Annotated in this window: 24 protein-coding genes; 9 read left to right on the top strand and 15 right to left on the bottom strand. The window is 64.2% G+C overall.

Translation table 11 applies throughout. The features are described from left to right. Positions 1-433 precede the first annotated feature (433 nt). Positions 434-856: a nucleoside-diphosphate kinase gene (gene ndk, locus AAG821_RS06470; RefSeq protein ID WP_341912837.1), complete on the bottom strand. Its 423-nt coding sequence runs from the start codon at positions 854-856 to the stop codon at positions 434-436. Positions 857-988: 132 nt separating this feature from the next. On the opposite strand from ndk, the gene AAG821_RS06475 reads away from it, so the two are divergent. Beyond that, complete coding sequence (locus tag AAG821_RS06475; RefSeq protein WP_341912839.1) at positions 989-2,914, top strand: ABC-F family ATP-binding cassette domain-containing protein; 1,926 nt, start codon at positions 989-991, stop codon at positions 2,912-2,914. Positions 2,915-2,923: 9 nt separating this feature from the next. Here AAG821_RS06475 and AAG821_RS06480 read toward each other — a convergent pair whose 3' ends face one another. Next, on the bottom strand, positions 2,924-3,382 hold the full coding sequence (locus tag AAG821_RS06480; protein ID WP_341912841.1) for a DNA polymerase III subunit chi: 459 nt from the start codon (positions 3,380-3,382) through the stop codon (positions 2,924-2,926). A 13-nt stretch (positions 3,383-3,395) separates the two neighbouring features. Continuing rightward, positions 3,396-4,898: a leucyl aminopeptidase gene (locus AAG821_RS06485; protein ID WP_341912843.1), complete on the bottom strand. Its 1,503-nt coding sequence runs from the start codon at positions 4,896-4,898 to the stop codon at positions 3,396-3,398. A gap of 175 nt (positions 4,899-5,073) precedes the next feature. Here AAG821_RS06485 and lptF point away from each other — a divergent pair, with 175 nt between their 5' ends. Genes lptF through rsmA form a run of 6 tightly spaced genes read left to right on the top strand, consistent with a single transcriptional unit; the run spans position 5,074 to position 12,551 of the window. Continuing rightward, the gene (gene lptF, locus AAG821_RS06490) at positions 5,074-6,180 is read left to right on the top strand and encodes an LPS export ABC transporter permease LptF (protein ID WP_341912845.1); all 1,107 of its coding nucleotides are present in this window, start codon (positions 5,074-5,076) and stop codon (positions 6,178-6,180) included. Further along, complete coding sequence (gene lptG, locus AAG821_RS06495) at positions 6,180-7,274, top strand: LPS export ABC transporter permease LptG (RefSeq protein ID WP_341912847.1); 1,095 nt, start codon at positions 6,180-6,182, stop codon at positions 7,272-7,274. Before lptF ends, lptG begins: the two co-directional genes overlap by 1 nt. Further along, positions 7,271-9,424, top strand: a complete 2,154-nt coding sequence (gene lptD, locus AAG821_RS06500) for an LPS assembly protein LptD (RefSeq protein WP_341912849.1) — start codon at positions 7,271-7,273, stop codon at positions 9,422-9,424. The genes lptG and lptD overlap by 4 nt, the downstream gene beginning before the upstream one ends. Positions 9,425-9,432: 8 nt before the next feature. Further along, positions 9,433-10,686: a peptidylprolyl isomerase gene (locus AAG821_RS06505; RefSeq protein ID WP_341912851.1), complete on the top strand. Its 1,254-nt coding sequence runs from the start codon at positions 9,433-9,435 to the stop codon at positions 10,684-10,686. 1 nt (position 10,687) lies between these two features. After that, positions 10,688-11,740 (top strand): 4-hydroxythreonine-4-phosphate dehydrogenase PdxA, encoded by a 1,053-nt coding sequence (gene pdxA / locus AAG821_RS06510; protein ID WP_341912852.1) that lies wholly within the window; start codon positions 10,688-10,690, stop codon positions 11,738-11,740. Next, positions 11,724-12,551: a 16S rRNA (adenine(1518)-N(6)/adenine(1519)-N(6))-dimethyltransferase RsmA gene (gene rsmA, locus AAG821_RS06515; protein ID WP_341912854.1), complete on the top strand. Its 828-nt coding sequence runs from the start codon at positions 11,724-11,726 to the stop codon at positions 12,549-12,551. The genes pdxA and rsmA overlap by 17 nt, the downstream gene beginning before the upstream one ends. Here the strand turns inward: rsmA and gmk are convergent, their stop codons facing one another. Both gmk and AAG821_RS06525 read right to left on the bottom strand, forming a co-directional pair. Beyond that, the gene (gene gmk / locus AAG821_RS06520) at positions 12,552-13,208 is read right to left on the bottom strand and encodes a guanylate kinase (RefSeq protein ID WP_341912856.1); all 657 of its coding nucleotides are present in this window, start codon (positions 13,206-13,208) and stop codon (positions 12,552-12,554) included. 5 nt (positions 13,209-13,213) lie between these two features. Then, positions 13,214-14,110, bottom strand: coding sequence for a YicC/YloC family endoribonuclease (locus tag AAG821_RS06525; protein ID WP_341912858.1), 897 nt, complete (start codon positions 14,108-14,110; stop codon positions 13,214-13,216). Positions 14,111-14,178: 68 nt separating this feature from the next. On the opposite strand from AAG821_RS06525, the gene AAG821_RS06530 reads away from it, so the two are divergent. Next, positions 14,179-14,961: an SDR family NAD(P)-dependent oxidoreductase gene (locus AAG821_RS06530; protein WP_341912860.1), complete on the top strand. Its 783-nt coding sequence runs from the start codon at positions 14,179-14,181 to the stop codon at positions 14,959-14,961. 5 nt (positions 14,962-14,966) lie between these two features. Here AAG821_RS06530 and mltG read toward each other — a convergent pair whose 3' ends face one another. From mltG to AAG821_RS06560, 6 genes are all read right to left on the bottom strand, one after another. After that, positions 14,967-15,944: an endolytic transglycosylase MltG gene (gene mltG, locus AAG821_RS06535; protein WP_341912862.1), complete on the bottom strand. Its 978-nt coding sequence runs from the start codon at positions 15,942-15,944 to the stop codon at positions 14,967-14,969. A 7-nt stretch (positions 15,945-15,951) separates the two neighbouring features. Next, positions 15,952-17,229 carry a beta-ketoacyl-ACP synthase II gene (gene fabF, locus AAG821_RS06540; protein ID WP_341912864.1) on the bottom strand — a complete coding sequence of 426 codons (1,278 nt, stop codon included), beginning with the start codon at positions 17,227-17,229 and terminating at the stop codon, positions 15,952-15,954. A 49-nt stretch (positions 17,230-17,278) separates the two neighbouring features. Beyond that, complete coding sequence (locus tag AAG821_RS06545) at positions 17,279-17,518, bottom strand: acyl carrier protein (protein ID WP_290809430.1); 240 nt, start codon at positions 17,516-17,518, stop codon at positions 17,279-17,281. A gap of 145 nt (positions 17,519-17,663) precedes the next feature. Next, entirely contained in the window at positions 17,664-18,404 is a 741-nt protein-coding gene (gene fabG / locus AAG821_RS06550) for a 3-oxoacyl-[acyl-carrier-protein] reductase (RefSeq protein WP_341912866.1), read from the bottom strand. A 30-nt stretch (positions 18,405-18,434) separates the two neighbouring features. Further along, entirely contained in the window at positions 18,435-19,376 is a 942-nt protein-coding gene (gene fabD, locus AAG821_RS06555) for an ACP S-malonyltransferase (protein WP_341912868.1), read from the bottom strand. 86 nt (positions 19,377-19,462) lie between these two features. After that, a complete protein-coding gene (locus AAG821_RS06560) occupies positions 19,463-21,052 on the bottom strand; it encodes an FAD-dependent oxidoreductase (protein ID WP_341912870.1) in 1,590 nt (529 codons plus the stop codon). A 211-nt stretch (positions 21,053-21,263) separates the two neighbouring features. Between AAG821_RS06560 and AAG821_RS06565 the strand changes: the two genes are divergently transcribed. Further along, entirely contained in the window at positions 21,264-21,440 is a 177-nt protein-coding gene (locus tag AAG821_RS06565) for a hypothetical protein (RefSeq protein WP_341912872.1), read from the top strand. A 101-nt stretch (positions 21,441-21,541) separates the two neighbouring features. On the opposite strand, the gene AAG821_RS06570 is transcribed toward AAG821_RS06565, so the two are convergent. From AAG821_RS06570 to AAG821_RS06585, 4 genes are all read right to left on the bottom strand, one after another. Beyond that, complete coding sequence (locus tag AAG821_RS06570; RefSeq protein ID WP_341899034.1) at positions 21,542-21,766, bottom strand: hypothetical protein; 225 nt, start codon at positions 21,764-21,766, stop codon at positions 21,542-21,544. Positions 21,767-21,931: 165 nt separating this feature from the next. Then, a complete protein-coding gene (locus tag AAG821_RS06575) occupies positions 21,932-24,169 on the bottom strand; it encodes a tetratricopeptide repeat protein (RefSeq protein WP_341912874.1) in 2,238 nt (745 codons plus the stop codon). A gap of 58 nt (positions 24,170-24,227) precedes the next feature. Beyond that, positions 24,228-24,590: a flagellar biosynthesis regulator FlaF gene (gene flaF / locus AAG821_RS06580; protein WP_341912876.1), complete on the bottom strand. Its 363-nt coding sequence runs from the start codon at positions 24,588-24,590 to the stop codon at positions 24,228-24,230. Further along, the gene (locus AAG821_RS06585) at positions 24,547-24,963 is read right to left on the bottom strand and encodes a flagellar biosynthesis repressor FlbT (protein ID WP_341912878.1); all 417 of its coding nucleotides are present in this window, start codon (positions 24,961-24,963) and stop codon (positions 24,547-24,549) included. Before AAG821_RS06585 ends, flaF begins: the two co-directional genes overlap by 44 nt. Positions 24,964-25,218 lie beyond the last annotated feature (255 nt).

Raw genomic sequence — 25,218 nt, forward strand, 5'->3', positions numbered from 1 at the left:
CGCCTGCTCAAGGCTGGCGGGAGTGGATTGCCTATTCGGGCAACGGGCGCGGGAACGAACCGCAACGAACCCGAACGGGCTCAAACGAACCCGAACGAACCCCAACGGACCTGAACGAACCTCAACGAACTTCAACGAACCCGGGCGAACTCCAGCGAAGCGCCACGAACGCTGGCGAACACTGGCGAAGCCCCGCGAACACTGGCGAAGCGGCGCGAACGGCGTGGATGCCCGGCCAGGAAATGCTTCTTGGGCCCGGGCATGACGGCTTTTGGGGTGGCGGGCCTTTATGGGGTGATGCCGGAAAATGGCAGCAGGTCCGCAGCGCGGCGATGACAGCGCAGACCTGACCCGCATGGTCCTGAGACCCGCCAACAAAAAAGCCCGGCATCGCTGCCGGGCTTCCTGTATCAGCCGAAGCTGAAAGACTGGTTCAGCCGACGATCTCGGTGCCGGCGAAGAAATAGGCGATCTCGACCGCAGCGGTCTCGGCGGCGTCCGAGCCATGCACCGAGTTGGCTTCGATGCTCTCGGCGAAATCCTTGCGGATGGTGCCCGCTGCTGCGTTAGCAGGATTCGTGGCGCCCATCACGTCGCGATACTTGGCAATGGCGCCCTCGCCTTCCAGCACCTGCACCACGACCGGGCCCGAGATCATGAACGACACCAGGTCGTTGAAGAACGGACGGGCCTTGTGCACGCCGTAGAAGGTCTCGGCCTGGGTCTTGCTCATCCAGATGCGCTTCTGGGCCACGATGCGCAGGCCGGCGGCCTCGATCTTGGCATTGATCGCGCCGGTCAGGTTGCGGCGGGTCGCGTCCGGCTTGATGATCGAGAAAGTGCGTTCGAGCGCCATGATTGGTGGTCCTTTGGGTCTTGGCTAAAAATCGGTGGCGGGTATATAGAGGCTCCGCCGAGGACCTGCAACCGTCCCGGCCCTCCCAAACCCCGCCAGCCCGCCCCGGCCAGCCAAGTTAAGTTGTTATAAATGCTGTCTTTTCGTGAACTGACCTACCGGATCGCCGGCCGCGTGCTGCTGGACCATGTCTCGGCGACGATCCCGGCCGGCCACAAGGTCGGCCTGGTCGGGCGCAATGGCACGGGCAAATCCACCCTGTTCAAGATCATCTGCGGCGAGCTGCAGACCGAGACCGGCGGCGTCGAGCTGCCCAACGACTGCAAGATCGCCAAGCTGCCGCAGGAGCCGCCCTCGGGCGCGATGACGCCGATCCAGTATGTGCTGGCCGCCGATACCGAGCGCGAGGCGCTGCTGATCGAGGCCGACGAGCTGGAGAATTCCACCAGCATGGAAGATGCCGAGCGCATCGCCGCCGTGCATATGCGGCTGGCCGAGATCGATGCCCATACCGCCCCGGCGCGCGCCGCCGTCATCCTGGCGGGCCTGGGGTTTGATGAAGCCGCGCAGAACCGCCCGCTCGAAAGCTTCTCCGGCGGCTGGCGCATGCGCGTCGCACTCGCCGGCTGCCTGTTCTCCGAGCCGGACCTGCTGCTGCTCGACGAGCCGACCAACCATCTCGATCTCGAAGCCGCGCTCTGGCTCGAAGGCTACCTGAAAACCTATCCGCGCACGTTTCTGCTGATCAGCCACGACCGCCATTTCCTCAACTCGGCGATCGAGCACATCCTGCATATCGATAACACCAAGCTGGTGCTCTATCGCGGCAACTACGACACGTTCGAGACCGAGCGCCGGCTGCGCATGGAACAGCAGACGGCTTTCGCGACGCGCCAGGCCGAACAGCGCAAGCATATGGAAGAGTTCGTCGCCCGCTTCCGCGCTTCCGCCTCCAAGGCGCGCCAAGCGCAGAGCCGCCTGAAGATGCTGGCCAAGATGCAGCCGATCACGGCGGCCATCGAAGATCCCACGGTGATCTTCCGCCTGCCCGATCCGGAAGAGCTGCCGCCGCCGCTGATCGTGCTGGATCACCTCACCGCCGGCTACACAACAGATAAGCCGGTGCTGCGCAATCTCGACCTGCGCATCGACATGGAAGACCGCATCGCCATGCTGGGCGCCAACGGCAACGGCAAGTCGACGCTGGCCAAGATCCTCGCCGGCACGCTCAAACCCCAGGCCGGCCGCATCCAGCGTTCGGGCAAGCTGCGCATCGGCTATTTCGCCCAGGACCAGGACGAGGTGCTGGACGAAGACCGCACGCCGGTCGAGCATCTGGCCGACCTGATGCCGAAATGGACCATCGAGCAGCTGCGCACCCGGCTCGGCAGCTTCGGCCTGACGCGCGAAAAGGCGCAGACGGTGGCCGGCAAGCTGTCAGGCGGCGAACGCGCGCGCCTGCTGTTTGCCATGGTGACCTACCATGCGCCGCATCTGCTCATTCTCGACGAACCGACCAACCATCTCGACATGGACACGCGCGATGCGCTGGTGCAGGCGGTCAACGAGTTCAAGGGCGCCGTGATTCTCGTCAGCCATGATCGCCATATGGCGGAAGCCTGCGCGGATCGCTTCTGGCTGGTCGGCGACGGCACGGTGCAGGATTTCGACGGCGATCTCGACGATTATGCCAAACTGCTGGCCGACCGCCGCCGCACGGCAGCGAGCACGGTGAAGCTGAAAGGTGGCGGCAAGGCCGTCGATGCCTCCGCCGACCGCAAGGCCGACCGCAAGGCCGCGGCGGCCGCGCGCCAGGCGCTGGCGCCGCTGCGCATCGCCGTGCAGACCGCCGAGAAGGCGATGGCGAAGCTCAATGCCGAGAAGATGCGGCTGGATGCCACGCTCGCCGATCCCGACACCTATACGAAACTGGCACCGGCGAAGCAGGCCGAGCTGCAGAAGCAGCATGGCGATCTGGTGAAGCAGCTCGAAGCAGCGGAAGAAGCCTGGCTCGACGCCCAGGCGAAACTGGAAGAAGCCCAGGCGGAAGCGGCGTAAGGCGCCTGCCTAGCCTTCCGCTTTCTTGACCCAGCCGCCGGTGTCCTCAGACTGCTGCCAGTAGGTCAGCTTGTGGCCGGCATCCTTGGCGCGTTTCCAGCGCTGGCGCGCGGCATCCACCGCGGCATCATCGTTGCCGTCGAACAGGTCGCAGACGCGGGTATAGGCGGCGAGATCGGCTGAATCGGCGCCATCGACCAGGAACAGCACATCGGCCTGGTTCGGCCGCTCGTCCTCGATGGTGAGGTAGATCGGCTGCCGGTCGGGGAAGCCGTCGGCCTTGAGGCCATGCGGCAGGAAGCTGGCGCGGCCATAGCTCCACAGCTCGCCGTTCAGCGCCTCAATGCGTTCGGCGCTGCCGCCTTTCACCACCGCGCGCCAGCCACGCTGCAGGGTCTTTTCCAAAAGCTCCGGCAGCACCTGTTCCAGGCGCCGCCGGGTCAGATGGTAGAACAGCAGCTCGGCCACGGGGCTTCCGCTCTTAGCGGTCTTCGTAGTGATCGGCGATCAGGCGGTTGAGCAGGCGGACGCCGAAACCGGTGGCGCCCTTGGGCACCGTCGGCTTGTCCTTCTTGCTCCAGGCCACGCCGGCGATGTCGAGATGCGCCCAAGGCGTCTTGTCGACGACAAAGCGCTGCAGGAACTGCGCAGCGGTGATCGACCCGGCACCGGCGCCGGGGCCGGCGATGTTCTGCATGTCGGCAATCGGCGACTTGAGGGTCTCGTCATAGGCTTCCGCCAGCGGCATGCGCCACAGCAGTTCGTCCTCGACCTTGCCCGAGGCGGCCAGCTGCTCCGACAGGCGGTCGCTGTTGGAGAACAGGCCGGCATGCTCATGGCCGAGCGCAATGATGATCGCGCCGGTCAGCGTGGCGAGATCGACCATGAACTGCGGCTTGAAGCGCTGCTGCGTGTACCACATGGCATCGCTCAGGATCAGGCGGCCTTCGGCATCGGTGTTCAGCACTTCGATGGTCTGGCCCGACATGGAGGTGACCACGTCGCCCGGGCGCTGCGCGGTGCCCGACGGCATATTCTCCACCAGCGCCACGACGCCGACGGCATTGACCTTGGCCTTGCGGCCGGCCAGCGCCGCCATGGTGCCGATCACGGCGCCGGCACCGGCCATGTCCCATTTCATCTCTTCCATGCCGCCGGCCGGCTTGATCGAGATGCCGCCGGTGTCGAAGCAGACGCCCTTGCCGACAAAGGAGACCGGCTTGCCGCCCTTCTTGCCGCCGTTCCACTGCATGACCACCAGCTTGGATTCGCGCTCCGAGCCCTGGCCGACGCCGAGCAGCGCGCCCATGCCGAGCTTTTTCATCTCGCGCTCGCCCAGCACCTCGACCTTGACGCCGAGCTTGGTCAGCTTGCGGCATTCCACCGCCAGGCTTTCCGGATAGATCACATTGGCCGGCTCGGTGACCAGATTGCGGGTGATGGTCACGCCGTCAGCCAGCTTGTCGAGCGGCTGGTACATCTTCTTGGCGGCTGCAGCGACCGGCGACAGCACGGCCACTGCCTTGAGCGAGGGCTTGTCCTTGTCCTTCAGCTTGGTGCGGTATTTGTCGAACCGGTAGCTGCCCAGCCGGGCGCCCAGGGCGGCCCGGGCGGCAGCCTCGGCCGCCGGCAGCAGGGTGCCCTTCAGCACCTCGGCGGCAATCGCCAGGTTGTCCTCGCCAGCCGTCATCAACCGTTTGACGCCGTCGGCGCCCAGCGCCTCATAGGCGGCAGGCTTGACCTCGGTGGTCTTGCCCAGGCCCGCCAGCAGGACGCGGCCGAGGCCGGCGCCGGGCGCCAGCACCTCCAGCCACTGCCCCTTGCCGCCGGTGAAGCGCGCCGCAGCGGCCATCGCCTTGCCCAGTGCGCCGCCACAGGCCTTGTCCACCTGCTGGCCGAACGGGCCGAGCTGGCGACCATCGCCCACCACCAGAATCAGGCTGCCGCGTTTCGGGGGTTTGGCGTCGACGATCTCGATTTTCATGATGCTCCAATCCGGGCAAAAAGCTGTGATGGACCGGTCGGGGACTATAGCGGTCCCGGCCTTGCCCGATCAATCCGCCCGGGCCGCCGAATCGCCGATTTTGCCTTATGGACCAAGTCGTTCTTTTCAGGCCGAGGCTGTGGCGAGCGGGGGCGGAATCGTTATACTGCGCGGCATGCGCGGGGTCGTCACCTACATCATGCGCCAGATCGCCTGGCCACTGGGATTTGCCACTCTCACCCTCACCGGGGTGATCTGGCTAACCCAATCGCTGCGGTTCATCGACCGCATCGTCAACAACAACCTCGCCTTCAACGATTTCTTCTATCTGACCCTGCTGGTTCTCCCCAGTATCGTGGCCATCATCCTGCCGGTCGCCGGCTTCTGCGCCACGCTCTATGCCTTCCACCGGCTGGCCAGCGATTCCGAAGTGGTGGTGCTGTCGGCGGCAGGCTTCAGCCGGCTCAGCCTCGCCCGCCCTGCCGTGATCATATCGGCCGGAGTCATGGTGGTGATGTATGCCATCCTGCTGTACCTGATGCCGCTGGGTTCGCGCACCCTGCGTGCCACGCAATACGAATTCCGCAACGACCTTGCCGGCATGGCCATCCTGGAAGGCGTGTTCAACACCCCGACCGCCAACCTGACCGTCTACGTGCGCGAACGTGACAGCAATGGCGACATGCTGGGCGTGCTGGTGCATGACAACCGCAATTCGGCCAGCCCGGTTACCATGCTGGCCGAGCGCGCGACCCTGCTGCGCACGCCGCAGGGCCCGCGCCTCTATATGGTCAAAGGCAACCGGCAGCAGATCGACGGCGAGCACAAATCGCTATCGCTGCTGTATTTCGACAATTACAGCCTCGATCTCGATTCCTACGCCCAGAAGGAAGGCCAAGCCTGGCGCGAGCCATCCGAGCGCTATCTGCATGAGTTGTTCAAGCCGGATATGAAAAACCCGGACGACGTCCAGCACTATGCCAAGCTGATTGTCGAAGGGCATCGGCGTCTGGTGACACCGCTGTATGCGCCGGCCCTGATCCTGATTGCGATCGCCAGCGTGATCGGCGGTGAGTTCAACCGCCGCGGCCAGGGCCAGCGCCTGGTGCTCGGCGCCGCCTTTGCCATTCTGCTGCAGGTGCTCAGCCTGAGTGTGACCCAGCTAGCGGTCAAAACCCTTGCGCTGATTCCACTGATGTACGCCGTGCCCGTCCTCGCCATCGCCGCCGCAGCCCTCGCCTTGCGCGAACCAATCCTGCGCGCCTCGCCACGGCCGGCCTGATGCGTCAATCCATAACCCTTTCACTCTATTTCGGCCGCCATTTCCTGGCTGCGATCCTGACCGTGCTGGTGGTACTAGCCGTGCTTGCGTTCAGCTTCGATGCGGTCGAAATGCTGCGTCGTGCCAGCGGCCGCGCGGATGCAACGCTGGATCTGGTCTTCGAGATGTCGCTGCTCAAGCTGCCATCGCTGATGACCAAACTGTTTCCGTTTGCTGTTCTGTTCGGCGGCATGCTGGCGCTCAGCCGCCTGACTCGATCACAGGAACTGACCGTCAGTCGCGCCGCGGGGGTATCGGTCTGGCAGTTCCTGTTCCCCGGCATCGCCCTGGCGCTGTCACTCGGCATCTTCCTTGTCACCGTCTACAATCCGCTCAGCGCGGCAATGCTGGCCCGCTATGAAAATATCGACGCCAAGGTGATGCGGGGCCGCACCAGCATGCTGGCGGTATCATCCAGCGGCCTGTGGCTGCGCGAGGCCGATGCCTCCGGCCAGGTCGTGGTACATGCCCTGCGCGTGGCGCAGCAGGGCGTCGAATTGCGTGATGCTATCCTGTTTTACTATGAGGGCCGCGACACCTTCGTGAAGCGTATCGATGCCTCCGTTGCCTATCTGGATCAGGGGCACTGGCGACTGCAGAATGCGATCGTCAGCTATCCGAACAAAGGCGCCGAGCGCTATGAAAAGCTGACGGTGCCGACGACGCTGACCTATGATCGCATCCAGGAAAGCTTCGCCTCACCGGCAACCATCTCCTTCTGGGAACTCCCTTCGTTTATTGCCACGCTGGAATCCGCCGGTTTTTCAGCGATTCGGCATCGGCTGCATTTCTACACGCTGCTGGCCTCGCCAGTGCTGCTCTGCGCCATGCTGCTGATCGCCGCCAGCTTCAGCCTGCGCCTGACCCGGCGCGGCGGCATCGGCACCATGCTGGCCGGCGGCGTCGCGGCCGGTTTCTTGCTCTATTTCACCGTCGAACTGATGCAACCCTTTGGCCTCAATGGGACCCTGCCGGTTCCGCTGGCCGCATGGGCACCTACTGCTGTCTTCGTCATGCTCGGCATTTCGCTGCTGTTTCATCTGGAGGACGGATGAGCGCGCGGCGCAGCGGCTTACTGCACGCAGCAATCCTTGCCTTGCTGCTGTCCTATTCCGCGCAAACCCAGGCACAAACGAACGAAGCAACGGCAACCGGCACAAATGCCCCGGTCCTGCTGACGGCTGACCGGCTCAACTACAACCAGTCACTCGGCATTGTGACAGCCGAGGGCAAAGTGGAGTTGTCACAGGGCAGCCGCACGCTGTTGGCCGATATGGTCAGCTACAACGAGCGCGATGACAAGGTGACGGCCAGCGGCAATGTCTCGCTGATGGAATCCAACGGCAACGTGCTGTTCGCCGAATACATGGAACTGACGGGCGGCATGCGGAATGGATTCATCCGCGATGTCTCCTTCCTGCTCAGCGATATGTCGCGCGGCGCTGCGGTCCAGGCTGAACGCAAGGACGGCAACCGCACGATCATGAAAAAGGCGGTCTACACGAGCTGCTCGCTATGCGAGAGCGACCCAACCCGGGCGCCGCTGTGGCAGGTCAAAGGCCGCGAGGTTGAGCACAATGAAGCCGAGCAGAATATTAAATATCGCGATGCGGTATTTGAGATGTTCGGCATTCCAATTCTGTATTCGCCCTATTTCAGCCATCCGGATCCGACGGTAAACCGCCGCAGCGGCTTTCTGCCGCCACGCTATACTAACAATCCATTCTTCCAGCAGGCGATCCAGGCCCCCTATTTCTATGTGATCGACGACTACAGCGACCTGACGGTAACGCCGCAGTATTCGACCCGCCAGGGCCCCTTCCTGGCCACGGATTACCGTCAGCGCACGGCGCGGGGCGAATTCCAGATCGATGGCAGCGTCGCCGATGAAGATGTCAGCGGCGACGTGCGCGGCCATATCCGCGCCAATGCCGCCTTCCGTGCCACGGATGATATCACTTACGGTGCGAATATCCTGCGTTCGACCGACGATACCTATCTGAGCCGGTACGCCATTCAGGATCGGCCTTCCGGCAATACCCTGGTCAGCCGGATCTATGGTGAAGCGATCAACAACCGGCATTTCGCCAGCCTGAATGCCTTCTCCTTCCAGAACCAGCTGGCCCGCGTGCGCAACAGCACGGTGCCGGTGGCCGTGCCGGTCATGGATTATTCGGCAGTCTTCGAGCCCGGTGATTACGGCGGTCGCTGGGGCCTGGACGCCAATATGGTGTCGTTGATGCGGGACCAGGGCACCGATATGCGGCGGCTGTCGTCCACCGTATCCTGGTCGCAACCCTACTATTCGCCCAGCGGCGAAGTCATCACCGCGACAGCACTGGTGCGTGCCGACGGCTACTGGTCGGATGATGTGAACCAGAGTCTTGTGCCTGGCGCCACCGGCGATTCCGCGGCGGCTGGTCGCGTCTTGCCCGTCGTCGCGCTCGACTGGCGCTATCCGATGATCCGTGATGAAGGCCGCATGCGTCAGTTGATCGAGCCGATCATCATGGGCGTGGTCAGCCCTTATGGTGGCAACCGCAGCGACATTCCGAACGAAGATTCGGTGAGTTTCGAATTCGATGAAACCAACCTGTTCTCGCTCAGCCGCTTCCCGGGGTATGATCGCTGGGACGGCGGCCCGAAGCTGAACTACGGCATGCGCATGGCGGCTTACGGCGAGAGCGCCGGCTATGTGGAATTCCTCGCCGGCCAGTCTCTGCGCGCCAAAACCGACGACACCTTCACGGCGGCGTCTGGTCTAGGTGATCAGTTCTCTGACTATGTCGGACGCCTCACCGTCTCGCCGGGCCGCTATATCCAGCTGGTTGACCGCGTACGGCTGGCGCAGAATAGTGGTTTCGAGGTCCGGCGCCATGAACTGGGCACAACCCTTGGTTCCACGGCAAACAACATCAGCATCTCCTATGCTGATCTCACCAGTACCGATTTTCTGCGGCAAACTGGACAGCAGGAAGCCATTGCTGCCACCATGCGGTTGCAGCTGACGAAATACTGGGCGACTGAAATTCGCCACACCCGCGACCTGAAGGATGATGGCTCTTTGCTGAATTTCGGCGGCTTGCGCTATACTGACGAGTGTTTCGACATCATCCTGTTTGCCGAGCGCACATTCACGATCAATCGCGACATTCAACCTTCAACAACCGTTGGCGTCCGCTTCAGGATCGCTTCGTTCAACTGAGCCCGCCCATGCACCGCCTGATCGCCCTCGTTGTTTTCATTCTGGCCAGCGCCGCCGCAATCCCGCTTCATGCGCAGGATCAGCAGCGGATCGTTGCCCTGGTGAATGACGAGGTCATTTCGCTCCGCGACCTCAACGAGCGCATGCGGATTATCATGGCGACAACCCGTCTGCCGGATAACAATCCCGAGATTCTGCGAGCCGTGCGCGAGCAAGCCCTGCGCTCGCTGATCGACGAGCGCCTGCAGTTGCAGGAATCGAAGCGCCGCAATCTGGCCGCGACCCAGCAGGACGTCGACAGCGCCATTGCCATGGTCGAACGCCAGATGAATATCCCGCCCGGCCGGTTTGAAGAATACATCCGGCGCTCCGGTGTCGATCCTGCCGCGGCGGTCACGCAGATCCGCACGGAGCTGACCTGGAACCGCATGGTGCGCGCCCGTGTTGGCGCCCAGGTGACAATCACCGAGCAGGAGATCGACGAGGCGATTGCCCGGCTGAAAGCCACCGTCGGCCAGACCGAAGACCTGTTGTCGGAAATCCTGGTCCCCGTCGACAGTCCCGACCAGGAAGAGCCGCAGCGTCAGCTCGCATTGCGTGTCGTCGAACAGATTCGCGGCGGCGCCAATTTTCCGGCCCTGGCGCGCCAGTTCAGCCGCGGCACCACCGCAGCCAATGGCGGTGATGTCGGCTGGGTTCAGCGCGGGGCCCTGAACGAGGAAGTCGATGCCGTTGTTGCAAAGATGAACAAGGGCGATATCTCCGAGCCGATCCGCACGGTCGGCGGGTGGCAAATCATCGCCTTGCGCGAGCGTCGCCGCATCGCCCTGCCCGGGGTTGAAGAAAACCGGGTCACGCTGAAGCAGATGCTGCTGCCACTCACCGCCAATGCGCCGGCGGCAGAGGTGGATGCGGCAATCGCCAAGGCGCGCGAAGCCCGTGGCGGCATCAAAAGTTGCGACGATGTCGAGACCGTGGCGGCGAAATACGACGCGCCCGGCTCAGGCAGCCTGGGTACGTTGCGCGTCGGCGATCTGCCGGAAGCTTTCCGGCAGGCGGTGATCCCGCTGAATGTCAACGAGACCTCGCAGCCGGTGCGGGCGTCCCGCGCGGTCCATCTCTTCACGCTCTGCGCCAAGGAAGACGCCGGCGGCCTGAACCGGAATGAAGTCCGCAATACGATCTTCGGTCGCCGCGCCGAACTGATGGCCCAGCGCTATATCCGCGAATTGCGGCGCGATGCCACCATCGAATTCAGATAAGGTGGCGACTTCCACTGAACGGATCGTGCCTTCACTGTCGGCCCCGCTTGCACTGACCATGGGCGAGCCCGCCGGCATCGGCGGCGAGATTTCATTGCAGGCCTGGCTGCGGCGACGCGAAGCCGGCCTCAGTCCCTTCCTGCTGCTCGATGACCCCTACCGGCTGCAGGCGATCGCCACACAGCATGGCTGGAGGGTGCCGCTGCAGGTGGTGGCCCAGCCTGAAGACGCCCTCACGGTGTTCGACACCGCCCTGCCGGTCCTGTCCGTACCGCTGCCCGCCATCCCGCAGCCCGGTATCCCGGACCGGCTGAATGCGCCGGCCGTGCTGCATGCCATCGAGCTGGCCGTCACGCTATGCCGCAATGGCAGGGCCGCGGCGCTGGTGACCAATCCGATCCACAAGGCAGCCCTTTACGATGCCGGCTTCAGCCATCCAGGCCATACCGAGTTCCTTGCCGCGCTGTGCGATGTGACACGTCCGGTGATGATGCTGGCCTCGGACCGCCTGCGCGTCGTTCCCGTCACCATTCACGTGGCGCTGAGTCGGGCGATCGAGTTGCTGGATACCGACCTGATCGTGGAGACGGCACGGATTACGGCGCATGACCTGCGGGAGAAATTCGGCATCCAGCAGCCGCGCCTGGCAATCGCCGGTCTCAATCCCCATGCCGGTGAGAGCGGCAGCATGGGCAAGGAAGACGCCACCATCGTGGCGCCGGCGGTGGCGCGCTTGCGTGCCGAGGGTATCGATGCGCGTGGGCCCCTGCCGCCTGACACCATGTTCCATGCCGAGGCGCGTGCCGGCTACGATGCCGCGATCTGCATGTATCACGACCAGGCCCTGATCCCGATCAAGACACTGGATTTCGATAGCGGCGTGAACGTGACTCTGGGCCTGCCGGTGATCCGCACCTCGCCCGACCATGGCACGGCCTTCGACATCGCCGGCAAGGGCATCGCCAAGCCCGACAGTCTGATTGCCGCGCTGAGAATGGCCGCAGCCATGGCTGCGCACCGGACCATATCGGGCGTCGATGTCAGCAGCAATTGAGGCGCTGCCGCCACTGCGCGAGGTGATCGCGCAGCATGAACTGGCTGCGCGCAAGGCGCTGGGCCAGAACTTTCTGCTTGACCTCAATCTCACCCGCAAGATTGCCCGCGCCGCCATGCCCTGGACGGCTGCGCAAGCCGTGATCGAGATCGGCCCCGGCCCCGGCGGGCTGACCCGCGCCCTGCTGCTGGAAGGCGCCCCGCGCGTGGTGGCGGTGGAACGCGACGAGCGCTGCCTCGCCGCCCTGCAGGCCGTGGTCGATGCCGCCGATGGCCGGCTGGCGCTGCATGCCGGCGACGCGCTGGAAACCGATTTCAACACGCTGGCGCCACCACCCTGGCAGGTGGTTGCCAACCTGCCCTACAACATCGCCACGCCTTTGCTGCTCGGCTGGCTGGCCCAGCCACAGAATTTCACCCGCATCACCGTTCTGGTGCAAAAGGAAGTGGCCGAGCGGATGGCGGCCAAGCCCGGTGGCAAGACCTATGGCCGCCTGGCCGTGGCATCGCAGTGGCGTGCCAATGTGCGGCTCTTGTTCGATATCGGCCCGCAGGCCTTCGTGCCGGCGCCGAAGGTGACCTCGACCCTGGTGGAACTGACCCCGCGCGCGCCCTTGGCCGAGGCGGAACCGGCCAAGCTGGAACGGGTGACGGCAGCCGCCTTCAACCAGCGCCGCAAGATGCTACGCGCGGCCCTGCGGCCGCTATGGCCCGATGCGGACGCCAAGCTGGCTCAGGCTGGTATCGACCCGACCCGGCGCGCGGAGACGCTGTCGATCGAGGAATTCTGCGCCTTGGCGCGCTTGCTGTAATCAGCGGCCTTCGCGCAGCTGCTTGACGAAGTCGACCAGACCGACGCCGCGATGGCGCTTCAGCCGTTCGGCGCGGAGGATGGCATCGACTTCGGCCAGGCAGCGATCGATATCATCGTTGATCACGACGTAGTCGTATTCTGCCCAGTGGCTGATCTCGTCAGCCGCTTTCGACATGCGCTTGGCGACCGTCTCGGCGGAATCCTGCGCCCGCGTATGCAAGCGCTTTTCCAGGTCGCGGGTCGATGGCGGCAGGATGAACACGCTGACCAGATCGTCGCGCGCGCGCTGGCGCAACTGCTGGGTCCCCTGCCAGTCGATATCGAACAGGATGTCCTGTCCGGCCGAGAGCCGCTTTTCGACCTGCTCGCGTGGCGTGCCATAGTAGTAATCAAACACCTTGGCATGCTCGAGCAGTTCCTGGCGGTTCACCATGAGGCCGAAATCGTCGGAGCCGATAAAGTGGTAATGCGTGCCGTCGATCTCGCCGGGACGGCGCGGCCGCGTCGTCACCGACACCGAAAGATGCAGGTTGTCGTCACGCTCGAGCAGGCGGCGCGAGATCGTGGTCTTGCCTGCACCCGATGGTGAGGACAGCACCAGCATCAGGCCGCGGCGGGCCACGGTGATCGGGGCGGATTTGGCCTTACTCGACATGCGCCTTACTCGACATTCTGGGCCTGCTCACGCAGACGGTCGATGACCAGTTTCAGATCAAGGCCGATGGCGGTGAGCCCGGCATCCAAGGACTTGGAGCACAGCGTATTGGCCTCGCGGTTGAATTCCTGCATCAGGAAATCCAGCTTGCGGCCAACACCCTTGGCATCGCCACCGCCGATCAGGCTGCGTGCGGCCTCGACATGGGCTTTGAGGCGATCGAGTTCCTCGCGGATATCCAGACGGGTGATCTGCAGGGCCAGCTCCTGCGCCAGACGTTCCTCGCTCACCGGCGGCTTCTGCGCCAGCAGATCGTCAAGCTGTGTCCGCAGGCGACGCCGCAGGGCTTCGGGCCGCACCGCCTCCACGCCGGCAGCACGCGCCGTGAGGCTGGCAATCTCGCTGAACTGCCCCGACAGCACTTCAGCCAGCTTGGCGCCTTCGGCGTTGCGGCTTTCCACCAGGCGATCCAAGGCAGCCGCAAAACTTTGCTTGAGCGCGGTTTCCAGGGCGGCACGGGCCGCTTCATCTTCGGTCACGCCGCCGACCGGCTCGACCACGCCGCGTACGGCCAACAGGCCGTCCAGCCGCGGTGCGCCGACGCCGCGCGCTTCCAGCTTGGCCGCCATCGCAAGCAGCTGCTCCAGCAACGCCTCATTCAGGCGATAGGTCGGTGCGGCTTCTGCGCTCTCGACGAAATTCAGGTTGAGATTGACGTTGCCGCGCACCAGCCTGGCCTGCGCCTGGCTGCGCAGCTCTGCCTCGATGGCATCGAACCCCGGCGGCAGACGGAAACGCAGTTCCAGCCCGCGGCCGTTGACCGACTTGAGTTCCCAGATCCAGGCCTTGTTGCCAACGCGTCCGTCGACGCGGGCGAAGCCGGTCATGCTGACAAGCGACACGATTCCCCCGAAAGTGCTACGGTGCGCCGCACTATAGTGAAAAACCGGTTGAGGGTCGAGGCTAAGTCATGGAACAAAAACCCCAATCCGCCAAAACCCTGTCCGGCATTATCATCACCGGGGCCTCCAGTGGGATCGGCGAGGCGCTGGCCGTTCTGTATGCCCGGCCCGGCGTGCTGCTGGCGCTGACCGGCCGTGATGCAGAGCGTCTGAATGCCGTGGCCGCGTCCTGCCGCCAGCGCGGTGCGATCGTCGAGGCCGAAACGGTGGCCGTCACCGACCGTGCGGCCATGCAGGCTTTCATCGAAACCATCGCATCGAAAAGCCAGCTCGATCTGGTGATTGCCAATGCCGGCGTCGGTGGCGGTTTCAAGACCTGGGACCAGTTCGACGGCCATGTGCGGGCCATCACCGATGTGAATATCGGCGGCGTGCTGAACACGGTGAATCCTGTCGTGCCGATCATGGTGCGACAGGGCGGCGGCCAGATCGCCATCGTGTCGTCGATGGCCGGATTCTTGAGCATGCCCGGTGCAGCACCCTATTCAGCCACCAAGCATTTCGCCCGCTCCTATGCCGAGGAACTGCGCGGCATGCTGGCGCCCCGGGGCATCCGGGTATCGGCGATCTGCCCGGGCTTCGTGGTCAGCCGCATGACCGCGCGCAACAAGTTTCCCATGCCCTTCCTGATGGACACCGACAAGGCGGCCCGGATCATCCGGCGTGGCCTCGCCGCCAATCGCGGTCGCATCGCCTTTCCCTGGCCGATGCTGGCGATGATCCGTGTGCTCGGGCTGCTGCCCTATCCGCTGCTCGACTGGATCCTGCGCCGCAGTCCGGCGAAGGACTGATTGAGTTACCGGCGCTGCGTGGCGCGATAGGCCGCCACGTTTTTCAGATGCTGGTCGTAGGTGGTGGCGAACACATGGCCGCCTTTTCCGTCCGCCACGAAATACAGGAAACCGTGGCTTTCCGGCTGCAGCACGGCGGCGATGCTGGCGCGGCCGGGATGATTGATCGGCGTCGGCGGCAGGCCGTCAATGGTGTAGGTGTTCCATGCGCTCGGCTGGGCCAGATCATTCAGCGTCAGCGGTCGCTCCAGTTCGCGTTCGCCGCGCGTGATGCCATAGGCCACGGTGGGGTCGGCCTGCAGCTTCATGCCACGCTTCAGACGATTGAGATAGACACCAGCGACGCGCGCACGCTCGGCCGGCACCGGCGTCTCGGCCTCGACGATGGAGGCCAGGATGATCGCCTGTTCCGGCGTGGCCAGCGGCAGGCCGGCCGCGCGCTTCGGCCATAGCTCGGCCAGCAGATCGTCGCGGCTCTTGCGCATGCGCGCAACCAGATCGCTGCGCGTATCGCCGTGGATATACTGATAGGTCTCCGGCAACAGGCTGCCCTCGGGCACCGGCGTCGTCGGCCAGGCACCGGCCAGGGCTTCGCCCGCTTCGATGATGCGACGGATTTCCACCGTCATCTGTCCTTCAGGGATGGTCAGGCGTCGCGCCAGCACCTTGCCCGCGGCGATGCGTTCCAGCACCTGGCGCGGCGTATCGCCCGGTGCGAACTGATATTCGCCGGCCTTGAGGCTTGGGGCCAAGCCGGTATGCCAAGCGGCCAACTCCACAAGGCGCGCATGCTGCACCACTCCGGCCTCGGCCAGACGTTCGGCGATGCCGGCAACACGCGTGCCGCGCGGGATCAGCACAATACGGTCCTGCGCCAGCGGACCGGGACTGTCGAGCCAGTCGGCATACCACAGCCAGGCCGCAGACAGGGCGATGGCGCCCGCCAGCAGGACTGCCAGCAGGCCGCGCAGCAACCGCTTCATCGGGGTTTTAGGCGTCGTACCGCTTCAGGACCAGCGAGGCATTGGTGCCGCCGAACCCGAAGGAATTCGACAGCGCCGCGCGCACCTCGCGCTGCTTGGCCTTGTGCGGCACCAGGTCGAGGCCGATCGCGACATCACTGGGATCGTCGAGGTTCAGCGTCGGCGGCACGATGCCGGTCTTGATCGCCAGCGTGGAGAAGATCGCCTCCACGGCGCCAGCCGCGCCGAGCAGGTGGCCGATCGACGACTTGGTCGACGACATCGACAGGCTGCCCATCGCATTGCCGAACAGGCGCTTCACGGCGCCCAGCTCGATCTCGTCGCCCAGCGGCGTCGAGGTGCCATGGGCATTGATGTAGTCGATATCGGTCGGCTGCATGCCGGCCCGCTTCAGGGCCATCTGCATGCAGCGGAAGGCACCATCGCCGCTCTCATGCGGCGCGGTGATGTGATAGGCATCGCCCGACAGGCCATAGCCGACCACTTCGGCGTAAATCTTGGCGCCGCGCGCCTTGGCATGCTCGAGTTCCTCGAGCACCACCACACCGGCACCCTCGCCCATCACGAAACCATCGCGACCCTTGTCCCAGGGGCGCGAGCCCTTGGTCGGATTGTCGTTGAAGCCGGTGGACAGGGCACGCGAGGCACAGAAGCCGGCGACACCGAGCGGGCCGATGGTGGCTTCGGCACCGCCGGCCACCATCACATCGGCATCGTCCCACATGATCAGACGAGCGGCATCGCCAATGGCATGCGCGCCGGTCGAACAGGCGGTGACGACAGCGTGGTTCGGACCCTTGAAGCCGTATTCGATCGAGACATGGCCGGAGACCAGATTGATCAGACGGCCCGGCACGAAGAACGGGCTGATACGGCGGGGGCCCTTTTCCTTGAGCAGGATCGCGGCTTCCTCGATACCATTCAGGCCGCCGATGCCGGAGCCGATCAGCACGCCGGTACGGCAGCGCTGCTCTTCGTCGGCCGGAACCCAACCGGAATCCTTCACCGCCTGCTTGGCGGCTGCCAGCCCGAAGACGATGAAATCGTCGACGCGCTTGCGATCCTTCGCCTCCATCCATTCGTCGGGATCGAAAGCATCGGCACGGTCAGGGAAATCCGCCTTGAGCGGAACCTGACCGGCGATTTTCGCGGACATCTCGGAAGCGTCGAAACGGGTGATCGGGCCAAGGCCGGATTCACCGTTGATCAGACGCTGCCAAGTGGCCTCGACGCCGCAGGCGAGTGGCGTGACCAGGCCGAGGCCGGTGACGACGACACGACGCATAGCGGTACCTTTCGTGACTGAACGGATAGAGGCGAGACGCGGCGGTCGATTAAGACGCCGACCGCTCCTTGATGAAATCAATCGCGTCCTTGACGGTCAGGATCTTCTCGGCGGCATCATCGGGGATCTCGACGCCGAACTCTTCTTCGAACGCCATCACCAGCTCGACCGTGTCCAGGCTGTCCGCGCCCAGGTCATCAATGAAGCTTGCCGCCTCGGTGACCTTCTCTTCTTCGACGCCAAGATGCTCGACGACGATCTTCTTAACGCGCTCAGCAATGTCGCTCATTTCATAAATCCCTGTGGTTGTGGCTGCCAACACCAGCATTTACGCGACTGGCGGTGGGCAGATGGGGGCCTCCCTTAGCATAGAAACCCCGCGCTTCCAAGCCGTTCCGGGAGCCCGGAACGGTGTGATTCGAGACCGGATTTCCTTAGGAAATCATGGCCATACCGCCGTTAACATGCAAGGTCTGTCCGGTCACGTAAGCCGCTTCCTCCGAGGCCAGATAAACCACCGCAGCGGCGATTTCCGCACCCTGGCCGAGTCGACCGGCCGGAATCTTCTGGGAAATCATTTCCTTCTGCTGATCGGTCAGCACATCGGTCATCGCGGTCTGGATGAAACCCGGGGCGACGCAGTTCGCGGTGATGTTGCGCGAGGCCACTTCCTGGGCCAGCGCCTTGGTCATGCCGTTCAGGCCGGCCTTCGCAGCTGCGTAATTGATCTGGCCCGGATTGCCCGTTGTGCCGACCACGGAGGAGATGCTGACGATGCGGCCCCAGCGGCGCTTCATCATGCCCTTCAGCGAAGCGCGGGCGAGCCGGAAGGCGGCGCCCAGGTTGACGTCCAGCACCGCCTGCCAGTCCTCGTCCTTCATGCGCATCGCCAGGGTGTCGCGGGTGATGCCGGCATTGTTGACCAGGATATCGACCTGGCCCATGGCGGCCTCGGCCTGGCCGACCAGGGCATTCACCGCCGCAATATCGGCGAGGTTGCAGGGGACGACATGAACACGGCTGCCCAGCTTGGCTGCCAGTTCCTGCAACACGGCTTCACGCGTGCCCGAGATCGCCACGGTGGCGCCCTGCGCATGCAGCGCGGTGGCGATCGCAGCACCGATGCCGCCGGTGGCACCGGTGACGAGGGCAAACTTGCCGGTCAGATCGAACATATGCGTATCCTTCTCAGAGGCCCGAAGAAATCAGAGAGTCTTGGCCCAGTTTTCCAGATCAGCCGGCAGGCCGATGCTGATCGGTTCGATATCCTTGTCGATGCGCTTGACCAGACCGGCCAGCACCTTGCCCGAACCCAGTTCGACCACCTGTGCAACACCCTGCGCCTTCAGCCACTGCACGCCTTCGCGCCAGCGCACCAGGCCGGTCACCTGCTGCACCAGCAGTTTCTTGATGTCGTCGGGGTTGGACTCGCCCTTGGCCGTAACGTTCGAAACCACCGGCAGTTTCGGCGCATTCATGCGAACGCCGGCCAGGGCTTCCGCCATCGCATCGGCGGCCGGCTGCATCATCGCGCAATGGAACGGCGCGCTGACGGGCAACAGCATGCCGCGCTTCACGCCCTTGGTCTTCGACACCTCGATGGCGCGCTCGACGGCGCTCTTCTTGCCCGAGATCACCACCTGGCCGCCGCCATTGTCATTGGCGCAGCCCAGCACTTCGCCCTGAGCAGCCTCGGCCACCACCTGCATGGCGACATCGAGTTCGGCACCCAGCAGCGCGGCCATGGCACCCTCGCCCACCGGCACGGCCTTCTGCATCGACTGGCCACGCAATTTCAGCAGGCGCGCGGCATCGGCAACCGTCAGCGCACCCATGGCGCACAGCGCGGAATACTCGCCCAGCGAATGGCCCGCAGCAAAGGCACCCTTGGCTGCCAGGTCGACGCCGAAATCCTTCTCGGCCACCCGCACCACCGCCATGCTGGCGGCCATCAGTGCGGGCTGCGCATTCTCGGTCAGCTGCAGATCGGCTTCCGGGCCCTCGAACATCAGCTTCGACAGCTTTTGCGACAGGGCGTCATCCACCTCCTGGAACAGCTCGCGTGCCGTGGCAAAGCCCTCGGCAAGCTCTTTGCCCATGCCGACGGCCTGGCTACCCTGGCCCGGGAACAAGAAGGCACGGCTCATGATCGGAGACTCCTGCTGGTGAATCTGGCGGGGTGAAAAAAGCCGCGCCAGTCATAAGGCCCGGCCCCGTCCTGTCAAGCGTCGGATCAGCCTGCCCGGGCCAATGCCCGATCATAAGCTATTGAAATATCTTGATTTGATGACTTATGCCAGCGCGCCGCAACATGCTGGTCCGGGCGCAACAGATATACGCTGCCCGGGCCGGCGCCATAGCGTTCGGCGGCCAGGCCCGTCGCCGGCAGGGTCACCGTCCTGATCCGTTGCTGCAGTCCCGGGACCAGATCGGGCGGGGCACCAAAACTCAGCAGCGTGAAACCAGCACCACAGCGGCGCAGCAGCCAGTCGCCGTCGGCCAGCGGCGCATCCACGGCCGGTGCACCGGGCGGCGGACCCGCGCTGAAGGCATCGCGATCCGGCGTCGAGAGCGGCGTGTCGCGGTACGTGCTCGGCAGCGATAGCCGCCCGGAATTCACCAGCCGGCGCGCAAACGCGTGATCGGCGGCAAGATCGAGCACGGCATCGCGCAGCGCTTTGGCCATCGTGCCCTTGGGCGAAATGAAATCGGTGCTGCGGGTGGAGTTCAGGATGTTTTCATCGGCAGCCGCGCTGCGCTCGGTATCGTAGGTATCGAGCAGCGCTTCCGACGCCTCGCCACGCAGCACATATGCCAGCTTCCAGGCGATGTTGTCGGCATCCTGCACGCCGGAATTGGCACCGCGCGCACCGAAGGGCGAAACCTGATGCGCGGAATCGCCGATGAACAGCACACGGCCATGGCGGAAACGTTCGAGCCGGCGGCACTGGAAGGTGTAGATGCTGACCCAGTCCAGTTCAAACGGCGTGTCCTCGCCCAGCATGGCTTTCAGCCTTGGAATCACGCGTTCGGGCTTGCGTTCGGCATCCGGATCGGCCTGCCAGCCCAGTTGCAGGTCGATGCGCCAGACATCATCGGGCTGGCTGTGCAGCAGCGCCGATCCGCCACTGTGGAAGGGCGGATCGAACCAGAACCAGCGCTCTACCGGGAAGTCGGCCTTCATCTTCACATCGGCGATGAGGAAACGGTCCTCGAAGACCTGGCCTTTAAAATCCAGTCCAAGCTTGCGGCGGATGGTCGAGCGCGCACCATCGGCGGCCAGCACGTAATCGGCCAGCAGGGTGTAATCGCCATCCGGCGTCTCGACGGTCAGCCTGGTATTATCATTGCCCGGCACCACATCGGTCACCCGGTGCTTCCAGCGCATGTCGATCAGCGGCTGCTGGCGTGCCGCCTCCACCAGATACAGTTCGGCGTAATATTGCTGCAGGTTGATGAAGGCCGGAAACTGGTGCCCGCTTTCCGGCAGCAGGTCGAAGCCGTAGCGCTGCTGTTCGCCATGGAACACCTTGCCGAGCCGCCAGGTCACGCCCTTGGCCAGCATGCGCTGACCCACCCCCAGCCGGTCCCAGATCTCGAGCGTGCGCTTGGCGTAGCAGATCGCCCGGCTGCCCACGCTGACGCTGTCTTCCTCGTCCAGTAGGATGCAGGCGATGCCCTGGCGGGCCAGATCCAGCGCCGCCGACAGGCCGACCGGCCCGCCGCCGATGATGGCGACCCGGCAGGCCTCGGTGCCGCCAGCCCCCACCGGGGGCGGTGCATACCCGAAGGCCGGATAGGTGAAATCCGCCCCTGCTGCCATCCTGCCCCCTCCCAGAGTGCAGCCGGGCCGTCCCAGCGGCCCGATTTGTTACATATGAAACCAATTTAGCGGCAAATGCGCGCCGGCGGAAGCGCTCCTGCGCCGACCATATTAACCATAGATTCCCATAGAATGAGGGGGATTCGGCCTTGCCTGGGGCGACCGATTGGCTAGAATGGCCTCCTAACTCAGGAAGAATTCCGGAGCGGAAATGGAAGTCTCGGGCGTCAAACAGCAGCTGTATATGGTGGGCCTTAAGGTGGCCCGCGATACACAGATTAATGTGCTGAGCGCCGTGGCCGCCGGGCTTGAGAATGTCAAAGCCATTCAGGCCACGTCTGCCCCCACGTCTCCCGGCACCGGCAAGCTGATCGACATCAAGGTCTGAGCGCCAGCGGCCGACGACAGAATATCCTGCAGACAGAAAAAAACCGGCCAATGGCCGGTTTTTTCTTTGTCTGCGCCGAAGACCGCTTCGGAGCGCGAACCTTACTTCTTTGCGTCGAAGGCGCCCGAGCGGATCGTGTCGGGCAGCTTCTCCAGGCCATGGGCCGTGACGGCCTTGCCAAACAGCGAGGTCAGTTCCGCCAGCGCCATGCTCATGGCAATCGCGGCAACGATCTCGCGGCTGATGCCACCATTGACCAAAGCCTCCCAAGTCGCGACGAAGGATTCCCGTGTAACCTTGCTCTGCTCTTCTTCGTTCATCGCCATGGGATAACCCCCTTGTTTTGCGAATCGGCCGTTTGAACCCACCACTTCGTCGCATATTTAGGTTTATCGAAGGTAAATGCGCAGAATGGTGGAAACGGCCCGGAGGGATTCTAGCACGGAATCAGCGCCCCGTGAGCCGCTTCACGCCGCCCGGCAGACCGCCGGCTAACCCCGCCCTGCGCGCAACTCCGCCTGCATCTGGCGAAACTGCGCCAGGGCCCGCTGGAGCATGACAGCGCTGCCGTCCCCTGTGTTGCGGCACAGCCGAACGCCCGGATACCAGACGGAACGCTCGCCCGCCTCGCCCCAGTACCAGAGCTGCCCCCAGTCATCGGGCAGCAGGATCAGGGTTGGCACCCCTAGGGCTGCGGCGAGATGGGCAGCGGCGGTGCTGACTGTCACCACCAGATCGAGGGCGGCGATCTGTGCGGCCTGCGCATCGATATCGACCAGCGGGTCGACCGCCGGATCGTGCCGCACCATCAGGCCGGTATCCCGGCGCAGCGCCTCGATATCCTCGATGCTGGCCCCGTATTGCAGTGAGATGAAACTGGCATCGGCTTCACGCAGGAGCGGCGCCATGTCGGCCAGCGCCAGCGATTTGTACCGTCCAGCACGCTGATTGCGACTGGCCCAGGACAGGCCGACCAGCAGCTTGCCCCCCTCTGCACCATTATGCTCGGCATAGCGGGCCCGGAACTGCGCGCGGCGGGCGGGATCGGCTTTCAGATAGGCGACCGGCTGGCGCGCGAAGGCGGCGGCATCGGGCCGCAGCAGCGCTGCCATATCACCGACCGGTGCCTGGCAGCGCAATTCGAGTGCGACCGGATCCAGCGTGGCATCATCGGCAACCACGGTGAGGGTCGGGAACGAGCGGCGGAACAGCGGCACCAGGCGCGGATCGCTCGCCAGCACAACATCTGGCATACGCGTTACCATCTCGGGCAGCAGGCCGGCATAGAGAATCTCATCGCCGATGCCCTGTTCGCGCCACAGCAGCAGGCGCCCGGAATGCAGGTCAGGCGACGGCTGGCGACCATCCCAGCGCGGCAGGCCGCGGCCACGATCAGGCGTGGTCCAGGTCGCGCTTTTCCAGCGCCAGGCGAAATGCGGCCAGGCCTCGGCATAGCGCTCCAGACGCAGCAGCAGCAGGGCGAGATTGTTGCGGCTGTTGCCGTCTTCCGGGTCGCGCGCGATCAGGCGGTGATACAGCGCGATGGCCTCGTCAAACCGCTTCTCCAGACCGCAGATATTGGCGAGGTTGCCGAGTGCCGCGGGCGAGTCAGGCCGCAGTGCCAGAGCCTGTTCCGCCAGCTTGCGCGCCGCCGGCAGATTGCCGCGCCGCACCTCCAGGCCCGCCATATTGGCATAGGCCAGAGCGTCATCGGGATGCAGGGCAATCATGCGTGCATAGAGCGTGCAGGCCTCATCGAGGCGGTCGGCGTGATCCAGGCACTGCGCCAGATCCGCCATCAGCCCCATATCCTCCGGCTGTGCGGCGAGCGCCTGCTGCAGCAGCGGGATAGCCTGCTCATGCTGTCCAGCCCGTGCATAGGCCAGTCCGAGTGCGGCCAGCGTCGACTGGTCGTCGGGCTTGGCCGCGTGCCGCCGCTCCAGCAGCGGAATCGCATCCGCATAGGCGCCGCGCGCGATCAGCAGGCCGGCCAGCATCGGCAGTGCTTCGGCATGCTGCGGATCGGCCCTCAGTGCAGCCTGGAATTCCTGTTCCGCCATCGTCGCATCGCCGCGCTGCTTGGCCTGCATGCCAGCGAAGAAATGCCGCTCTGCGGCTGGCAGTGCCGCATCGAGCAGCGCGAGCAACTGCTGCGTGCCCGCATCGTCCTGCGCGGCGGCGCTGCGTTTGGCCAGCGTGATCAGCTGCGCCGCATAGGCCGGCACAGCGCGCAACACGGCCGCCAGCATGGTCGGCGCCTGCTCACGGTCACCGGCCAGCCATTGGGTCACGGCAAGATTGAGCCGTGCCGACAGCAGGCCGGGGTCGCTGTTCAATGCTGCCATGAAATGCGCGATGGCGGCCGGCCAGTCTGACGCGGCCTGATCGATCAGGCCGAGATTGTCATGCGCCTCGGCCAGGGCCGGGTCGCGGTCGAGTGCGGCCTGATAGGCTGCCCGTGCGGCAGCGCTGTCGCCCAGCGCGCGATGGATATTGCCCAGACTGTTGTGATAGGCGGCCACCTGCGGGTCGATGCGGATCGCATGTTCGACAAAGGTGCGCCCCTGGGCAGCGAAGCCGGCCTGCTCCAAAGCCATGCCGAGCAGATGCAGTGCGTCGCTGTTATCGCTGCGCTCGGTGAGGACATCGCGGTATTGGATGATGGCTTCGGCCAGGTGGCCTGACTGGTGCAGCGTAACCGCATGCTGCAGGCGTTTGCGCCAATCCATCGCAGGGCCGGTCATCGGCGCAAGGCGGGCAGACGGCCGCCGGGAAACATCCCTGCGGCTATCGCAGGCCGTCCATGATGTTGCGGTTGATCTGAATCAGAGGCTCGATATCGGTCGACTGCCCCTGGGTGATCTTGTCGGTGTGCTTGTTGACGAAGATGCAGATGTTGATCAGCGAAACCTTGGTGTCCTTGGGCAGGGTGTTCGCCTCATCGAGCACTTCCGGCATCAGATGATTCCAGACATCGCGATTCCAGCCGATGGCTGCGGCAATCTTGGATACATCAGAAGGTTGCTTGCTCTGCATCAGAGGGCGCACATCGAGAAGGGCGCGCGTCACCGACGAAAACAGCCGGTACTCGAGCTGCCGTGGCGACTCAAGGGTGTTTTGCGCTGTCAGATACGGGTTTCTTCCCGACATCTATCAATCTCCTCTCAACCTCAATCAGGCGACGCGCCAGTTTCAGAAGCTTGAAATAGTCCTTCTGGACCAGCGCGGCTCCGATATTGGCAATCAGAGCATGAGTACTCGGTGCAGCCTTAACGAACTCCAAACAGGCGGCTTTGATCTGGGGATAGTATTCGTCGAATTGCTCGTCCCAGAGATAGGCCAACTGGCAGTAGTAATAAATTCGCTTAGCACCAGTATCCACGTCCTCCGGCTTCATTATGTGCTTTTCGCGGAGGAACGAAGCTTTATTTTCGATAATGATGCTCGCTGATTTGGACAGACTAAGCACCGCGCGATTCAGGATAAATTTCTCACCGGCCTTGAGCGTAATGATGAGCGGCACAGCATCTGGAGGGGATTATCGCGACCCCTCCCTCCATATTGGTTGACACCGGACAGGGCTATCCCGCTTCCGCCGCCCCGTCAAGAAACCCTGCGCAACCCGGCAAAAAGAAAGGGGGCCCGGAGGCCCCCTTCCCGTACCCGGTTTAAACCGGAAATTAACGGAACAGGCTGAGCAGCGTGTTGGGCTGCTGGTTGGCGATCGACAGCGCCTGGATGTTGAGCTGCTGGCGGACCTGCAGGGACTGCAGGGTCG

The organism is Ferrovibrio terrae (assembly GCF_943372915.1).
GTDB classification, from domain to species: domain Bacteria; phylum Pseudomonadota; class Alphaproteobacteria; order Ferrovibrionales; family Ferrovibrionaceae; genus Ferrovibrio; species Ferrovibrio terrae_A.

Coding starts and splice junctions, on each gene's coding strand:
- ndk (WP_341912837.1), bottom strand. CDS start 856: ATGGCGCTCGAACGCACTTTCTCGATCATCAAGCCGGACGCGACCCGC.
- AAG821_RS06475 (WP_341912839.1), top strand. CDS start 989: ATGCTGTCTTTTCGTGAACTGACCTACCGGATCGCCGGCCGCGTGCTG.
- AAG821_RS06485 (WP_341912843.1), bottom strand. CDS start 4,898: ATGAAAATCGAGATCGTCGACGCCAAACCCCCGAAACGCGGCAGCCTG.
- lptF (WP_341912845.1), top strand. CDS start 5,074: ATGCGCGGGGTCGTCACCTACATCATGCGCCAGATCGCCTGGCCACTG.
- lptG (WP_341912847.1), top strand. CDS start 6,180: ATGCGTCAATCCATAACCCTTTCACTCTATTTCGGCCGCCATTTCCTG.
- lptD (WP_341912849.1), top strand. CDS start 7,271: ATGAGCGCGCGGCGCAGCGGCTTACTGCACGCAGCAATCCTTGCCTTG.
- AAG821_RS06505 (WP_341912851.1), top strand. CDS start 9,433: ATGCACCGCCTGATCGCCCTCGTTGTTTTCATTCTGGCCAGCGCCGCC.
- rsmA (WP_341912854.1), top strand. CDS start 11,724: ATGTCAGCAGCAATTGAGGCGCTGCCGCCACTGCGCGAGGTGATCGCG.
- gmk (WP_341912856.1), bottom strand. CDS start 13,208: ATGTCGAGTAAGGCCAAATCCGCCCCGATCACCGTGGCCCGCCGCGGC.
- AAG821_RS06530 (WP_341912860.1), top strand. CDS start 14,179: ATGGAACAAAAACCCCAATCCGCCAAAACCCTGTCCGGCATTATCATC.
- mltG (WP_341912862.1), bottom strand. CDS start 15,944: ATGAAGCGGTTGCTGCGCGGCCTGCTGGCAGTCCTGCTGGCGGGCGCC.
- fabF (WP_341912864.1), bottom strand. CDS start 17,229: ATGCGTCGTGTCGTCGTCACCGGCCTCGGCCTGGTCACGCCACTCGCC.
- AAG821_RS06545 (WP_290809430.1), bottom strand. CDS start 17,518: ATGAGCGACATTGCTGAGCGCGTTAAGAAGATCGTCGTCGAGCATCTT.
- fabG (WP_341912866.1), bottom strand. CDS start 18,404: ATGTTCGATCTGACCGGCAAGTTTGCCCTCGTCACCGGTGCCACCGGC.
- fabD (WP_341912868.1), bottom strand. CDS start 19,376: ATGAGCCGTGCCTTCTTGTTCCCGGGCCAGGGTAGCCAGGCCGTCGGC.
- AAG821_RS06560 (WP_341912870.1), bottom strand. CDS start 21,052: ATGGCAGCAGGGGCGGATTTCACCTATCCGGCCTTCGGGTATGCACCG.
- AAG821_RS06565 (WP_341912872.1), top strand. CDS start 21,264: ATGGAAGTCTCGGGCGTCAAACAGCAGCTGTATATGGTGGGCCTTAAG.
- AAG821_RS06570 (WP_341899034.1), bottom strand. CDS start 21,766: ATGGCGATGAACGAAGAAGAGCAGAGCAAGGTTACACGGGAATCCTTC.
- AAG821_RS06575 (WP_341912874.1), bottom strand. CDS start 24,169: ATGGATTGGCGCAAACGCCTGCAGCATGCGGTTACGCTGCACCAGTCA.
- flaF (WP_341912876.1), bottom strand. CDS start 24,590: ATGTCGGGAAGAAACCCGTATCTGACAGCGCAAAACACCCTTGAGTCG.